This window comes from Pelagibacterium montanilacus (assembly GCF_003992665.1).
GTDB classification, from domain to species: Bacteria; Pseudomonadota; Alphaproteobacteria; order Rhizobiales; family Devosiaceae; genus Pelagibacterium; species Pelagibacterium montanilacus.
Window position 1 is genome coordinate 50292 of record NZ_RZMX01000009.1, and the last position, 15415, is coordinate 65706.

Annotated in this window: 11 protein-coding genes; all 11 read left to right on the forward strand. The window is 56.4% G+C overall.

Annotation, left to right across the window (positions count from 1 at the left end):
- The first annotated feature begins 188 nt into the window (after positions 1 to 188).
- The 11 genes from EO136_RS19080 to EO136_RS03680 all read left to right on the forward strand — a co-directional run bounded on the left by EO136_RS19080 (position 189) and on the right by EO136_RS03680 (position 15096).
- Positions 189 to 395, forward strand: a complete 207-nt coding sequence (locus EO136_RS19080) for a CopG family ribbon-helix-helix protein (protein ID WP_127143114.1) — start codon at positions 189 to 191, stop codon at positions 393 to 395.
- A 1-nt stretch (position 396) separates the two neighbouring features.
- On the forward strand, positions 397 to 1557 hold the full coding sequence (locus tag EO136_RS03635) for a cysteine desulfurase family protein (RefSeq protein ID WP_127143115.1): 1161 nt from the start codon (positions 397 to 399) through the stop codon (positions 1555 to 1557).
- 78 nt (positions 1558 to 1635) lie between these two features.
- On the forward strand, positions 1636 to 2598 hold the full coding sequence (locus EO136_RS03640; protein WP_127143116.1) for a DUF4007 family protein: 963 nt from the start codon (positions 1636 to 1638) through the stop codon (positions 2596 to 2598).
- The gene (locus tag EO136_RS03645) at positions 2595 to 5936 is read left to right on the forward strand and encodes an ATP-binding protein (protein ID WP_127143117.1); all 3342 of its coding nucleotides are present in this window, start codon (positions 2595 to 2597) and stop codon (positions 5934 to 5936) included. Before EO136_RS03640 ends, EO136_RS03645 begins: the two co-directional genes overlap by 4 nt.
- On the forward strand, positions 5933 to 6772 hold the full coding sequence (locus EO136_RS03650) for a phosphoadenosine phosphosulfate reductase family protein (RefSeq protein WP_127143118.1): 840 nt from the start codon (positions 5933 to 5935) through the stop codon (positions 6770 to 6772). Before EO136_RS03645 ends, EO136_RS03650 begins: the two co-directional genes overlap by 4 nt.
- A gap of 607 nt (positions 6773 to 7379) precedes the next feature.
- Positions 7380 to 8720: a DNA sulfur modification protein DndB gene (locus EO136_RS03655; RefSeq protein WP_127143119.1), complete on the forward strand. Its 1341-nt coding sequence runs from the start codon at positions 7380 to 7382 to the stop codon at positions 8718 to 8720.
- A gap of 603 nt (positions 8721 to 9323) precedes the next feature.
- Complete coding sequence (locus EO136_RS03660; RefSeq protein WP_127143120.1) at positions 9324 to 10553, forward strand: tyrosine-type recombinase/integrase; 1230 nt, start codon at positions 9324 to 9326, stop codon at positions 10551 to 10553.
- Positions 10546 to 11490, forward strand: coding sequence for a hypothetical protein (locus tag EO136_RS03665; protein ID WP_127143121.1), 945 nt, complete (start codon positions 10546 to 10548; stop codon positions 11488 to 11490). Before EO136_RS03660 ends, EO136_RS03665 begins: the two co-directional genes overlap by 8 nt.
- A gap of 124 nt (positions 11491 to 11614) precedes the next feature.
- Positions 11615 to 11830, forward strand: coding sequence for a helix-turn-helix transcriptional regulator (locus tag EO136_RS03670; protein ID WP_127143122.1), 216 nt, complete (start codon positions 11615 to 11617; stop codon positions 11828 to 11830).
- Positions 11831 to 12880: 1050 nt separating this feature from the next.
- Entirely contained in the window at positions 12881 to 14611 is a 1731-nt protein-coding gene (locus tag EO136_RS03675; protein WP_164730427.1) for a DUF927 domain-containing protein, read from the forward strand.
- Between the two features lie 137 nt (positions 14612 to 14748).
- Entirely contained in the window at positions 14749 to 15096 is a 348-nt protein-coding gene (locus EO136_RS03680) for a DUF3768 domain-containing protein (RefSeq protein ID WP_127142632.1), read from the forward strand.
- The last annotated feature ends 319 nt before the right edge of the window (positions 15097 to 15415 follow it).

Below are 15415 nucleotides of genomic sequence, written 5' to 3' on the forward strand. Positions count from 1 at the left end.
GGATGTCCTGCTTGCTACACCACAGGCGCTTTTCGAGTGAACGCGACGGCAGAACGTTGCGTGAACATCGGCCGTCGTCTAGTGTATGCATGCAATTCAGACGTCGAAGCTGGACGAATCCTCCAGTCTGGGGTTGAAGGTAATGCTAATTTGGTGAATGATGGTGCACAAAACAGGCCTTCAGGAACATGCCCCGACCCAAAGGTAAGAAGGACGCTGTCCGCTTCACAGTGAGCTTGGACCCTCAGCTCCACGCGAAGTTGGTGCGCATAGCAGAGAGCAACGATCTCTCGTTGTCATGGGCTGTGCGCCGCGCAGTAGCCGAGTTCGTGGAGCGGCAAGACGAAACCAAGCAGGCCGAGCTGCCCTTCTCGCAGTCGGCTCCGAAGGACTGAGATGAGCATTAGAAAACCGATATATCTGGATTATCAAGCAACTACGCCGCTTGATCCAGAAGTGCGCACCGCAATGCTGCCCTTCCTTGATGACCGGTTCGGCAACCCGCATTCTGAGCACCGGTTTGGCTGGGAGGCTGCCGGGGCAGTGGAAGATGCTCGCCGCGCCGTGGCTGACCTTATCGGTGCCGCACCTGGCGAGATTATTCTCACTGCAGGCGCAACTGAGGCAAATAACCTCAGCGTGATGGGCGTCGCGCAGCGTACGAAGCGCCGGCATATTCTGGTGTCCGCCATTGAGCATAAATGCGTGCTTGCTCCGGCCGCGGCCCTCTCGAAACAGGGCTTTGAAGTTCAGATAATCCCCGTCGACGCGGATGGGATCATCGATCTGGAGCGTTTGGCGCAGCTGATCCGGCCCGACACGGCTTTAGTCTCTGTGATGGCAGCCAATAATGAAATTGGCACGCTGCAGCCGTTGGAGGAGATAAGCGCGCTCTGCTCCGAAATGGGAGCCCTTTTCCACAGTGACGCTGCGCAGCTCGCGGGAAAGCAGCCGCTTGATGTGCTCGCCCTCAACATCGATCTAGTCAGCCTGTCAGCGCATAAATTCTATGGACCGAAGGGTATCGGCGCGCTCTACATCGCCAGCAATGCGCGTTCACGGATTGCTCCAATCATGTATGGCGGCGGTCAGCAGGACGGGATGCGACCCGGCACACTTGCACCGATGCTCTGTGCGGGCCTTGCGGCCGCCGCGGAGAAGGCGCTTGTCCAGCATGATATAGATGAGCAGCATTCGATAGCACTCAGGGCGCGGTTGCTAACCCACCTGCGCGAAAGGATCCCCAGTGTTCGGGTCAATGGCTCAGAAGAGAGTAGCCTCAGTGGCTGTCTAAATATTCGCATTCCCGGCATCGACGCTCATGCTTTGCTGATGATGTTGCAGGCAGACCTTGCCGCATCAGTGGGATCTGCCTGCAATGCTGGCCTGATCGAGCCCTCGTATGTGCTTGGCGCGATTGGCCTTACACCCGACGAGGCCCGAGCGTCACTGCGCCTCGGCTTCGGGCGCTTCACCACACTCGATGATATTGATCAGGCGGTGGAGCTGATCTGCGAAAAGGCAATCCGCCTGTCTCACGCCGTCGCTGCGGAGTAAGACGAAGATGGATCGCCAAACCCTCGCAAAACTCCTTCTGCCTCACAGACTGGATGCCACGTCCAGGAGGAGCATTTCATGATCAGAGGTCCACTCGCCAACCCTGCTTTCCGGGCCCAGTTCTCTGGCCATGAAACCTTCCCGCTTCGCCATCTCTGGCTGAAGAAGGCTTACGATCAGGTTGCCGCTGCCAAGGGCGGCGTTGCGCCAAAATCACTGTTCAACGATGCTGAGGCCATTGTCACCTTCGGAGTTGGCAAGAATATGGTCGGCGCTATCCGCCATTGGGCGCTAACCTGCGGAATCTTGAAGGAAGACGGCGATGTCTTCCGCACCACGAATATTGGCGATTATCTGTTTTCCGATGAAACCGGCGTCGATCCGTTTCTCGAGGCTCCCGCAACGCTATGGCTGCTCCATTGGATGATGGCGGGTACGCCTGAGCGGTGCACGACATGGTTCTACGTCTTCAATCACCTCACCGTTCAGACCTTCGACCACGACGCGATTGCAGCGCCGCTCCGCGACTATCGCGATCAGCAGAATGCGCGCTTGAAGAACAAGATCCGAGCATCTGATGCGACCATCAAGCGGGACGTCGAGTGTTTCTTGCGCAGCTATGTGCCAACCCGTCAGGGCAAGTTCAGCGATGATCTTTTTGAGCCGGCCTTAGTGCCGCTCGGACTGATCCGGGCAGTGAGCAGCAAATCCTATCAGTTCCGGCGCGGGGCTAAGCCGACCCTGCCAGATGGCGTCTTTCTTTATGCGCTTCACGAGTTTTGGATGCGGCATGCGCCAGACCAACAGACGCTTTCGGTCGAGGCGTTGACTTTCGAGCCAGGCTCACCCGGGCGTGTTTTTAAGCTTGATGAGGATGCGTTGGTCGAGCGCCTAGCACGCATAGAGGAAAGCACAGCCCGAGCTTACCTCTGGTCCGACACGGCCGGGGTCCGCAACGTTGCGCGCCGTTCCCTCAACCCTGATCCCATGATGTTCCTGGCCTCCGCCTACGAGACCGCTAAGCAGAGGAGTGCCGCATGAGCAAGCTGTCCGACATTGTAACAGTTTCTCGTCGGTTCCAGCGTTCGGTCCGGCTCGACACAGATCACGCTATCGATGGCGCTTTGCAGGGCTATGTATGCCATGGCTCCAGCCGGCAGGCGATGGAGACTATGGCGCGACTATTCCAGGAAACCGGTCAGCATGCCTTCACCTGGACCGGTCCCTATGGTGGCGGCAAGTCAAGCCTGGCGCTTTTGCTCTGCCAAATACTCGGCGGCAGCTTCCAGCAGAACCAAGACGGCCTTGAGTTACTTGGAGATATGCCCTGCTTTCACGACGCCTTCCCACAGGAGGAAGAACCGTGGCTTGTCGTGCCCCTCGTTGGGCGCCGCGCGGATCCAGTATCTGATCTTCGCGAGGCCTTGGCGGATGCTGTTGCACGGGAGGCTAAGCCGGCGCGCACCAAGCGCCGACAGATTGATCTGGCAGGTCGGGATGTAATCGAACGTCTCGTGAAGGAAGCCTCTGCACGACCAGAGGCCGGCGTGCTGCTCGTTATTGATGAACTTGGCAAATACCTCGAAGCAGCCGCTGACGGCACTGCTGACATCCACTTCTTTCAAGATCTTGCTGAGGCTGCTGCGCGCTGCGAGGGTCGGCTGCTGATCGTCGGCGTCCTGCACCAATCCTTCGACCAGTATGCGCGCCGTTTCGGTGCCGAGATGCAGGAAGACTGGGCTAAGATCCAGGGCCGCTATGTGGATATCCCGATTGTCACTGCGACTGATGAGGTGCTCGATCTGATTGGCCGTGCCCTTATCCATTCGGATGAGGCTGAGGTCCCCGCCACTATCATCGAGACTGTCGCCGGTGCCATTCGCCGACGCAGACCTGGTAGCCCTGAGGATCTTTTCACGCGCTTGGCTGCCTGCTGGCCGCTGCATCCAGTCACGGCGTCGTTGATTGGCCCCTTGTCGCGCCGGCGCTTCGGCCAGAATGAGCGCAGCGTGTTCGGCTTCCTCAATTCTGCGGAACCGGGCGGGTTTCAGGAATTCCTGAAAACCCACGAGGCTGGCGGGACGCTCTATGACCCGTCACAGCTTTGGGACTATCTTCGAGCGAACCTAGAGCCCGCCATCCTGGCCTCGCCGGATTCCCATCGCTGGTCGCAGGCGGTCGAAGCACTCCAGCGCTGCGAGCACCGGGGTGGGCCACTGCAGCTGAAACTGGCCAAGAGCATTGCGGTAATCGAACTATTCCATGGCGGCAGCGGCGTCCTTCCAGAGCGCAGCATACTCGAAAGTTGCGCGCCGGAGGCCACATCTGAGGAAATTGATCAGGCGCTACAGCACCTTCAGGATTGGTCTGTTGCGGCGTTCAGGGGCCATCTAAATGCTTTTGCTCTGTTTGCCGGCAGTGACTTCGACATCGAGACTGCTCTGAGTGAAGCACAGGCCCAGCTCGGAGAACTCAACCTGGATCGGTTGTCAGCCTTCGCTGATTTGCAGCCAGTCCTTGCCAAGAAGCATTACTTCACCACGGGCACTCTGCGTTGGTTCACGACGGCGCTCACCTCGCCGCAGGCCGCGCCGAAACTGGTTGAACGTTATCAGCCGACCAATGGGGCTGCAGGCCAGTTTCTCTTGGTGATCCCCGATGATGTGGTGCCAGTCGCCCAGCTGGCGCAGAGCTGCTGTGACGCGTCTCACAGAGCGGGCTGCTATCCTGTGGCACTCGGCGTGCCTCCCAATGCGCAGCATATCCGTCGAGCTGGCTCGGCCCTGTTGGCTTTGGAAGCCATTCGCCAAGGGCACCCGGCGTTGGAGGGCGATGCGGTTGCGCGCCGTGAGGTTGAGGCTCGGCTTGCCGTGGTCAGCGCAGAGTTAGAGGACACCCTCCGCCGAGGCTTTGTTCAAGCGACCTGGTATGTGCGCGGTGCTAGCTACGAGGCCGGCACCACCAAAGCGATCGCGCAGATTGCCTCAACTCTGGCGGACGAAACTTTTCCCCTGACTCCGCATATCCGCAGTGAGCTGGTGAACCGCGAGCAGCCCTCCAGCAACAGCCAAGCCGCCGTACGTGCGCTGTTGCATGCCATGGTCAATCACTCGGACGAGGATGATCTCGGCATGGAAGGGTTCCCGGCTGAGATGGGTCTCTATCGCACCGTCCTCAAAGCCAACGGACTGCACCGCAAATACAACAGTGCCTTCGACTTCCGTGCACCGACCAAGGCAACCGGTCAGAGCCTAATCCCCATGTGGGATGCAGCCAAGGAGCATGCCCAGAATAGGGATGGCGAGTTCCCCTTGTTGGACGTGTATAGCCTATGGCAGCAGCCGCCGTTTGGGGTGCGCTCTGGCTTGCTGCCTTTGCTCGCCGCCGCCTTTGTCCTAGCCCATCGCTCTTCGATGGCTGTCTATGTCGAGGGCATCTTCCAGCCTGAGATCAATGACTACGTGATTGATCGGTTGCTACAGGACCCGCGCGATTTGTCCCTCCGGCATGTTGATCCCAAGACGGATGGAAAAGCTCTGCTCAAAGCACTCAGTGCAGAAATAGAAACCGTGATGGGACGTGCGCCCGAGTCCAAACCTTTGGATATCGCACAAGCCTTGGTGGAGTTTGTGATGCGCTTGCCGGACTGGACCCGGCGCACGTCCTCTCTATCCAAGGAATCCCAGGAGCTGTGCCGGATCATGCGCGCTGCCAATGATCCTCACCGCACCATCTTCGTCGATCTTGTGCAGTTAAGCGGCCGCGACACTCCGGCAGCGATAGCGGGTGAAATCGGCGGAATGCTGCGTGAGCTGCATCAAGCGTACGAAGCCATGCTGACCCGCCTAAGGGACAAAATGCTGGATGCGCTTGGCCACGATGGCAACCTGCTAGAGGAACTGCAGCGCCGCGCTGAGACCATCAAGGGGATCTCAGGTGATCTTCGCTTGGACGCATTTGCCTCACGCCTTCAGAGCTTCTTAGGCACCCTTCCAGATATGGAATCCTTGGCCGGCTTGCTCGTCAGCAAACCGCCCCGCAATTGGAGTGATCTGGAGCCCAGCCGGGCGGCGATGGAAGCCGGCCAGCTCGCTCTGGCATTCCGCCAAGCCGAAATGCTGGCGAAAGTCCAGGGGCGCGTTCCAAGCCGCCATGCCCTTGGGGTGGTGGTCGGTACGGGTGAAAATGGCAAGACGGCGCTTTGGGCTGTCGAGTTATCTGCCAAAGAGCAAGACACCGCCAAGGCGATCGCGGAAAGCCTGCAGGATATCTTTGCCCAAGCCGGCGTAAGTGACGCTGTGGCGCTCGCCGCTCTGGCAGAGGCTGGCATGCAGCGCATGAGCGATCCCAATGACGATATAAGGAGCCAAGCCGTATGAGTGCGCGCCATGTTCTGGGCTTGTCTGGCGGGCGTGACAGCGCGGCTTTGGCTGTGTTTATGCGCCAAACCTACCCGGACCTGCCGATCGAGTATTTCTTCACCGACACGGGTAAGGAGTTGCCAGAGGTCTACGAATTCTTAGGGCGCTTGGAGGGCTTTCTCGGACGACCTATTGCGTATCTCAATCCCGACCGGGACTTCGATTTTTGGCTCAAGGAGTATGGTAACTTCCTCCCTTCTCCGCGCACACGTTGGTGCACACGCCAGCTTAAGCTGCGTCCCTTTGAGAAATGGGTGAAGAGCGACCTCGATGCTGGAATAGAAATCATCAGCTATGTCGCGATCCGAGCAGATGAGCCTGCACGCACCGGCATGCTAGCCACCCATCCCAATTTGAAGATTACCCTTCCGTTGCGCGAACATGGCCTCGACAAGGCAGCTGTGGTCGAGTTGCTGGAATCGTCAGGCCTTGGCCTTCCCACCTATTATGACTGGCGCTCCCGTAGTGGCTGCACCTTCTGCTTTTATCAGCAAAAGATCGAATGGGTGCGACTGAAACGGACCCATCCAGAGGCCTTCGAAGAGGCCAAGGCATACGAAAAGACGGCACTTGAACATGGCTCGCCGTTTACCTGGAGCGACCGGGAGTCGCTCTCTGAACTAGAGCAGCCGAAGCGCATCAAGCAAATCGAAGAGGATTACGAACGGCGCCTCGCGCGCGCGAAAGCACGTCGGCCAAAGAACCCACTGCGCGCCAATCTCAGTGAGGTCGAGATTGACGAAGCCTACGGCACGGCAGAGGTCGCGGCTTCATGTGTTATTTGTCACAAGTAGGCTTGCAACATGAATGGCACTGAGTACTCCACTCGCTTAAAGAGTATTCTAGCGTTAAATCGGAACCGGTCAATCAAGCGATTGGTCAGTGAAATTCCCATCCAGGCGCTGATAGACGAAGACTTCTGTATACAGGTAAGCTCCGCTATGAATGGCGGCTCGCAAAAATGGCAGAAACTTCGCGCTAATCCTGATGTTGGCCAGATGCTACCAGACAGGCATGGGATCTATATGTTCTGTTGGGAGCCACCGCTCGCGTTTCAAACGGAGGCCGGTGAGAACCGCTTTGACTGGTGTCTTTATGTCGGAAAAGCGTTCGATACCACCATACGGAAACGATTCGAGGGCGAGTACAAAAAGTACATAATGGGCGACCCGCGGCTCCTGTACGAAACGAAAGAAAATATGACGAGAGAACAGAGACTGTCGAAATATCTCTGCCTTCAGCCATTAAGTATTTGGTTTCTTGTGGTTGACGACAAACTCTCAATTCCAGACCTGGAAGACAAACTAATAGATCTTCTAAATCCACCCCTAAACAAGCAGAAATCAATTCGAGGTCGGTACCTCGAGGCAGAAACTGCGTTCTAGATCGAAAGGAGCACTCGTGGGCAACAAGACACTCATACCAGCCTTCAAAGCGAAAGTTGGTGACTGGAATTACTACATTTGCCACATGAGCTATGGCCAAGTGGCGCGAGAGGTGAATTTCGCGCACGAACTGGCGGGCAACAAGGAGCTCAACCAATTAATTCAACGAGGCCTTTCTGATCGAACGAAAGAAATTACAGAGTATTTGATTAACTCGCCTCATCGCTTTCTCGGTGCGTTGATCATTGCCGCATGGGGAGGTGAGCCGCATTACACACCTGTCGAGATAACTGATTCCGACTCACTCACTGAGGGCCTTGACAAGGGCTTCGGAGTTTTAACGTTTGATGGGAACCAGCAATATTTTGCACTTGACGGACAGCATCGCCTAAAAGCAATCAAAGAGGCGGTCATGAAAAATCAAGATCTCCTTACGGAAGATATCTGCGTCATAATGGTGTCGCATTTTGACACCCAAGAAGGCCGGCAGAGAACTCGACGACTTTTCACGAACATAAACAGGAACGCAAAAGTCACTTCTGGTGCCGAGAACATTGTTCTCGATGAGGATGATGGCATAGCGATTCTTACGCGGCGGCTAATTCAAGAGCATGAATTCCTCAGGCAAGAAGGAAAGGTTCGCGTCATCCTTGGTCAGGATAGCGAGGGAAAACTAAAGATTGCCGGCAAGAGCATTCCAAAAGCGGACAGGTCTGCAATCACGAGCATAATGACTCTGTATAATGTCCTTAGGAGCTTGGCATTTGACCAGCCAAAGGAGATCCGTGACGAGAAGGCCCGACCCAGCAACGACTTGCTCGATGCTTCGTATGAGGTTCTCGCCACAAGAGTTGACGACCTTCTCTCCAATTGCGGCGCAATTAAGGATCGTCTTCTGAAGTCTGATAGCGCGCGGGACGTCAGGGCGCCGAAGGACAACGAGGGAGCTGGGCATCCGTTCATGAGGCCAATTGTTCAAGAGGCCCTCGCTAAAGCAGTCGCTCAGTGCATCCAGCAGGAGCTTATCGATTGGAGCGGCGCCATGAAGCAACTTTCCAAGCTCGATTGGAAACTGACCGCAGCGCCATGGACTGCGATCTGGTCTTCAGAGGGCAGCAAGATCCTCAGCGGAACTGACTTTTCGAAAGTACTTGTCGATTTGCTTATCTGCAACATTGCACCGCCGAGCAAGCAATTTGTGAAAGAGGCTCGCCGAAACTATAAGAACCTTCGGGAGCGCGATTATCCACAATCGGCGGAGCTATTGCATGAGAACATCCCCAGCGCACCCGACGGTTCGCCAACCTCTGCTGTGACTGAAGATGGGCATTCTGATGAGACGAGCGGTACCAGTTGAGAGTTTCGACGTTTCGTCGTTAGGGCAAAGAGTGAATGGCAGGTCGTCTCAAACGTACCAGACCGATCACTTTTGTCGACGATGCAGTTCTGGGTTTTTGTGCGGTCAACGCCCGCGTATTTTCCTGCTCCAAACCTATGCGTCCCGATTTCGCCAGGTGTTCGGAGGTGAGCTCTTGGTTTTCGATCCCGGTGCCATCTACCAAACGCCTCTGGAATCGAAGTGCTCAGCCACGAGCTCGAAAAAGACCTATATTTCCAGAGGCTTGAGAAGAATTTACCGATTGCGCGCAGTCATGAGGTCCGGAGAATATCGGCCCCTAGAGACCGCTTCTGGACCTTCTGGCACCGCTGCCAGTGCTTAGCACCTCCCGCATAACCCTCGAAAACAACGAGAAAATCCGGCCGCAGCCGGATCGGGAGAACGCTTTCGCGAGGCCAAGTGGCGGAGAGGGAGGCCGCCGCGTTTGCGTCCGGTAGCGTGCAGATAAGGACGTTAAGGCCCTGTTCGCCTTGCATTTTCGCATTCGGGTTGTGCCATAGTGTGCAGTAAAATATCGTGAAAGCCAATTATTTTGTGGGGCAAAATGTGGGGCACGATTGAATGGCTGCGAGCAAGAAGAGACACCCGATAAACGCCCTCACGGCCGTCCAGGTGCGTAACCTGAAGGCTCCGGGACGATATGCGGACGGAAATGGTCTCTATCTCGTTGTCGACCCGTCCGGCGCCCGACGATGGCTGTTGAGGATAATGGTAAAGGGTCGACGGCGCGATATCGGATTGGGCAGCGCCGTGCTCATACCGCTCGCGGAGGCGCGTGACGCGGCAATGCGGCTCCGCAAGGTCGCACGGGAAGGCGGCGATCCGGTCCTTGAGCGCGACAGGGAAAAGCTCCGCGATATTCCCACCTTCAAGACCGCAGCCGAAACGGTCCACGAGGCCCAAAAGGCTAGCTGGAAGAACGCCAAGCACCGCAACCAGTGGATCAACACGCTGATCACCTATGCCTATCCCCATATCGGGGAGCGCACAGTCGACCAGATTGAGACACCCGACATATTGAAGGTGCTTGCGCCGATCTGGCTGAGCAAGCCCGAGACCGCCGGTCGCGTGCGCCAACGCATGCGAACCGTCCTCGATTGGGCCAAGGCCGCTGGGTATCGCGAAGGGGACAATCCGGTCGATGCCGTCGCGGGTGGCCTTCCCAAGCAGCCTGAGAAGGTTCGCCACCATGCTGCCCTGCCCTACCAACAGGTTCCCGAGTTCATGAAGACCCTGCAGGGGAGCGCATCGAGCTTGATCGTGAAGCATGCGTTTGAATTCCTCATCCTCACCGCCGCGCGAACCGGGGAAGCACGTTTCGCGCGATGGGACGAGGTGAGCGCCGATAAAAGGCTCTGGACGATTCCGGCGTCACGCATGAAGGCCGGGAGAGAGCATAGGGTGCCGTTGAGTGACCGCTGCTCCGCAATACTCACCGAAGCGGCGTCTTACAGGGGTGATTCGCCTTACCTGTTCCCCGGAATGAGCAAGGAGGGCACCTTGTCGGACATGGTGTTCACCAAGATCCTGCGCAGCCTAAACATCCCCGCCACTGCACATGGTTTTCGGTCTTCGTTCCGGGATTGGGCTTCGGAGACGACGAGTTACCCGAACGAGGTTGCGGAAATGGCTCTGGCCCATACAATCTCGAACAAGGTTGAGGCGGCCTATAGGCGGGGTGACCTGCTCGAGAAGCGCCGTGAGATGATGAATGATTGGGGGAACTACTGTGAAGCTACGGGAAGCGATAAAGCGGGTGGCCAATCGGCGTCATCGGAGCGCGATGATTGAGAGCCTTTTGTACAGACAGTTTCCAGGTCTCAATGAGGATAGCTGGGCAATATTATCTGAGATTCTGGATCAGTCTGAAGAACTCGATCCGCTCCATTTTGCCAGAATATTCATTGATGCTGTCGGAGAACAGCATGTTCGATTGGAGGGTCTATCCTCAGAAAGCCAGGAAAAAATAGCTCGCTATCGGGACGAGTTGACCGAGAAGCAGTATTTTGAGTCCCTTTGCGCACATTGGCTGGACGAAATCCTTGAGTATAACCTTTTTCTGTCAGAGCTCGAACAAGAAGAAATCTCTAACGCTCACGATAGTGGCGAAGCCTTGGACTACACGCCGGTCAGCCTAGACATTGATTCCTTTGTCCCTGAGCACGACGTCCATATCTCGTACTGGGCAAAAATGCCGTCTTGGACGGTAGAGGAAGCGGCGGCGATTTCGTTCGATGTCGACCCTTCTCATCTGCCAGCCGCAGACGAGCAGTCTGAGGATGAAGATGAACTGTCGTGGTTTTTATGGGCACATTCCAAGCGGGTCGAGCGGATACGCAGAGAACAACAGGCGCAGCGGCTCCCTCAGCAGCTTACCCTACCATCGCTGGCTCGCTGGTTCCAGAAATCTGGATTGACGCTAGCGCCCAAAGCGCGGGAATGGTCCGGTCGAGAACACCATGACGAAGATGACCTTAAGCCGACTGGCCAAAAGCAGACCACGCTGGATCGGCTTCTCGTTGGTATGGCAATTATGACCTACGGATACGATCCTGATCAGAAGGACAGGAGCGGGTCCTATGAGCGCATTGCGAGCGAACTATCGGAAGTCTGGGAGAGCATGAACATCCAAACTGTTAGAACCCATTTAGTGGCTGCAGTGGACAGACTAGAAGGAAAGCAACTCAAGCCCAAGATTCCCAATGCCGCGATTAGACGTTCTAAGTGATTGAAAAATATCGCCTGTCTATGACACTGAAGGGTTTGTCAGCCTTAAAGTCCCTTTCCCACTACTGACGTGATTTTCCTTGCCCATCGCCTCAACCCGAGGCGAGTAACGCAAGGAGACTCCAATGTCTGTTCTAAAGCCCACCCATCACCTTCTACGACTTTCTGACATATTAAGACCCCACGGCCCGATCCCTATATCCAGGTCGGCCTGGTGGTCAGGCGTCCGCGAAGGTCGCTATCCGCAGCCGGTAAAGCTGGGGCCGCGCACCACCTGCTGGAAAGCTGAAGATATAGAGGCATTCATTGCCAATCCCTCTGCTTGGGGGGGAGGTCGATGAGCGCGCAGAGCTATCCACTCGCAAGGTCCGGCAGACAAGTAGAGCGGATCTCAGTTGCCAAAGCTTCGAAGGCCTCGCGGATCAGGAGTTTGCTTAGGCATGCACCGGATTCGCTAGTCATCGCCAAGCTTTCATGCTGCTCAAGCGCAAGTCCTTGCCACTCAGAGGCATGTCCGGTTTGTACCCGCAGATTCCGAATGGAAATTCTGCGCAGTGCGAGAGACCTGAGCTTTGGGTCTCATGAATGGGTTCGGGTCAGCGTAATTCCCCAAAATATGCGTTTCGCTGCGGGAGAGCTTTCAAATTTGCGTCTGATCGCGACGCTCAAAGCCATTCGGCGCCGTACCCAGCGTGCTGGACTCGGCAATCGTCTGCTAATCGGGGGCCTAGACCTGTCTTGGAACACGGTCGAGAACTCTGATGGGCACTGGCAGGCGCACTACTACGCTCTCATCTCGGGCATTGCTGATGCCAACTTGGCAAACTCGGTTAAGCTTATCTTCAAGCCATGCTCAGAGGTGCTCAGGCCTATCCATACCCAAAGGGTACAACAGCCGCTCCCGGGGGCCTGCCTTACCTACCTCTATAAGGCCGAGTTTTACGCTCGATCTTCGTACCCAGAAACGCGTCTTCGCGTCGATGGGACTCCTCGTCAAAACGTGCGTCCCAACCGGCTTCCAGCCGATCGGCGCACAGAACTGATCGAGTGGTTGGGGACAAACGAGATTGGCTCCAGACTCTTGCTTCATGGCCTGCGGCGTAACCGCTCGTGGTCCGGCCAGCTGAGTTTGTGGCCATCACCTTCGTCTGTCGCCTAGCGACCACGGTAGCACCAGGACAATCCGTCCTAACTGCCCGCCTAGATGCGTTTAGACCCTTTGTAAAGGTGAACTGACGCTCTCGACCATGTTGGGGGGTGCCAACACTGCCGCCCCCAGCTCGAGGCTCTATCGAGCCTCACTGAAGCTACACCAAACCTCAAAAACTGCCGCGATTGCCGCGATTGCCCCAAGGGTTCGCTTGAATCGCGCTAAAAACAGGAAATATGCTATGACTGATAAGTCTCTTCCGAGCGGGTTCTCTGTGGCCCGGTTCGAACACGAAAAGTTCGGCGACGATCGCATCGTGTTCACCTTTCCGCGCACCGGCGGACGGCTTCCGGGCAGCGCCGTACTAAAAGCTAATGATGCGCACAAGCTGAGAACGGTAAAAGACGCGCTTCAGGGCTCGGGGTGTGCTCTTCCTGACAATTGGGCCATTGAGCCCCTTGCGCGTAGCTTGATGGACCATATTCCAGATGAAGCCGGACTCATGGCCGCAAAGCCGGGATGGAAAACAGTTGGGGACACCCCCTGCTTCGTGATGCCCTATCGCGCCTTCGGCTCGCCCGAGGGGACCGTGTGGTTTGATCCAGGCAGCGCCGACATCGGTGCGGAGATCAAGGGCACGTTGGAGGAGTGGAAAAGCTCAGTTGCTGAGCCCGCCGTCGACGCTCCAGCGGCAGCAATGGCAATTATGGCTGCTTTGGCCTGCCCGTTGCTAAGATTCTCTACGCTGACTGAAACCTTCATCCTGAACATTGCCGGTGAATCATCTAGCGGGAAATCGACCGCAAACAAGGCCGGCTGGTCTGTCTGGGGCAACGACGAGCACTTGCCCAAGTGGAATGCAACCGAACGCAGGATGTATGAAGATGCGGAACGTCGGAACGACCTTCCCCTCGTCTTGGATGACGTCGAGGTCTCAGACAAGGATCCGGAAAAGCGGATGAAAATTATTTCTGAGCGGCTGCATCGCCTAGCAAACGGCGGAGGTGCGGACTACTCAAAGGTGGTGTCTGGAGAGAACCAGCTCGAGCCGATCGCATTTCGCTGCATCGTCTTATCCTCAAGCCCAGTGTCCGTGGTCGATCACGAAATGAAGAAAGGCACGCTTGGGACTCCCGGAGATCGTGTGCGGTTGTTGGAACTTAAAGTGCCCGAAGGCACCGACGGAGGCATCTGGCATGAATCCGGCAGCGGGGCATACGAGAGCACTGCTGAACGCACTGACCAGTTCCTTGAAGCGATGCGGGCTTCTCACGGGGCCGCAGGCGAAGCTTGGATTCGTTATCTCGTTGAACACGAAGCGAAGCTCGCGAAGCGCGTAGGTATTTATATCCGGAAATTCGAGAAGCTCTTTAAATACGGTAGCAGTCTCGAACATCGCATTGCCAAGAAAATTGGATTGCTTTTTGCAGCAGGAATGATCGCTCGCAGGGCCGGCATTATTCCGTGGGACAAAAATACTATAACAAATATTTGTGTGATGTCATATGGCGCGGTAATCGAGACAGCATTTCCCGACATAAAGATCGAGCGAGATGCTGTTCGCCGTATATTCGAGCATCTGCGCCAGGTCAAAAATTACTATACGGTCGCATCGGGCCAAGTCTTGAAGGCTACTACTTGGGTTGGACAGTGGTACGGCAAATATAGGGCTGACAAAGAGCATTTCGTGATCCCGCTCAGAACGTTTCAGCAGGTTTGCAGCGACTCCACGGATCCATCTGCGAAACTAGCAGACCGGCTTCTATCGCAGATGCGCGAATGTGGTGCTTTGGATGCCTCTGTGGGCAAAGGCTGGACCAAGGATGTGGTGACGGCGGACGGAAATCGAAAGGCACTCGTTTTGCCGAAGGACCAAATTAGCAAGTTCCTTAAGGGAAAAGATCCATCCCTCTCGGGTGAAGCAAAGAAAGCACGTGAGTTGGCCCGCAAGCGAAGGAATGCCAGGGCTTAGGTCTCTTGATCGCCCCTGGCAGGACGCACTTGACGGTCCTCTAGGGCGCTCTGTCACGATGGGGTCGCGCCTGCCCATTCTGGGCGCGGCCCCTATTTCATTTCCCGGTGCAGGCGCTCAACCCATGGAGCCCTGCAATGTCTGAAGTTCACACCCTCGACCAGACCAAGCGCCAAGTGCGCGATCTTAACGACGCCCTGAGAACCAGTTTCTTCGGTGGGCGATGGATACTCACCACCGGCGTTCTCGCACTGGGCGCGCCGATCGCCACCAAGGCCGTCCGATCCATACAGGCCTTCGACGGTTTCACCCCCGACAATGATCCCTATGGAGAGCACGATTTCGGGTCGATCGTGGTCGAAGGGCATACCCTGTTCTGGAAGATCGATTACCTCGACAAGCAGCTCGAGTACGGCTCTCCCGACCCCACCAATCCAGAGGTGACCGAACGGGTTCTGACCCTGATGCTCGCGTCGGAATATTGAGGGATGCGATGGGGGTGTTCGGGGAGGGTTTCGGCTAAAACATTGACATAATTGTCTTTTTGGGCTATGCTGGCGCTGCACGGTGCTGTGCATGGCGGTTCGTGCCGCTATCGCCGTCACCGATGTGAACCCTGATCCGAGCCCCCCATGTGGGGGCTCTTTTGTTAGAAAAGGACACGACAATGGCCGTACCTGCTCAGAAACTCCCCGGTGAGGTCACCGACCTCCCCGCCATCGTGCTGATCGGACAATCGGACAACGAAAAGCCTCGCGGCTCCTGGTTCGCCAAGACCGATCGCGCCTCGGCCAGGAAGGCTGC

Bases quoted from the DNA above. Each gene is read 5' to 3' on its own strand.
- EO136_RS19080 (WP_127143114.1), top strand. From the start codon at position 189: ATGCCCCGACCCAAAGGTAAGAAGGACGCTGTCCGCTTCACAGTGAGC.
- EO136_RS03635 (WP_127143115.1), top strand. From the start codon at position 397: ATGAGCATTAGAAAACCGATATATCTGGATTATCAAGCAACTACGCCG.
- EO136_RS03640 (WP_127143116.1), top strand. From the start codon at position 1,636: ATGATCAGAGGTCCACTCGCCAACCCTGCTTTCCGGGCCCAGTTCTCT.
- EO136_RS03645 (WP_127143117.1), top strand. From the start codon at position 2,595: ATGAGCAAGCTGTCCGACATTGTAACAGTTTCTCGTCGGTTCCAGCGT.
- EO136_RS03650 (WP_127143118.1), top strand. From the start codon at position 5,933: ATGAGTGCGCGCCATGTTCTGGGCTTGTCTGGCGGGCGTGACAGCGCG.
- EO136_RS03660 (WP_127143120.1), top strand. From the start codon at position 9,324: ATGGCTGCGAGCAAGAAGAGACACCCGATAAACGCCCTCACGGCCGTC.
- EO136_RS03665 (WP_127143121.1), top strand. From the start codon at position 10,546: ATGATTGAGAGCCTTTTGTACAGACAGTTTCCAGGTCTCAATGAGGAT.
- EO136_RS03670 (WP_127143122.1), top strand. From the start codon at position 11,615: ATGTCTGTTCTAAAGCCCACCCATCACCTTCTACGACTTTCTGACATA.
- EO136_RS03675 (WP_164730427.1), top strand. From the start codon at position 12,881: ATGACTGATAAGTCTCTTCCGAGCGGGTTCTCTGTGGCCCGGTTCGAA.
- EO136_RS03680 (WP_127142632.1), top strand. From the start codon at position 14,749: ATGTCTGAAGTTCACACCCTCGACCAGACCAAGCGCCAAGTGCGCGAT.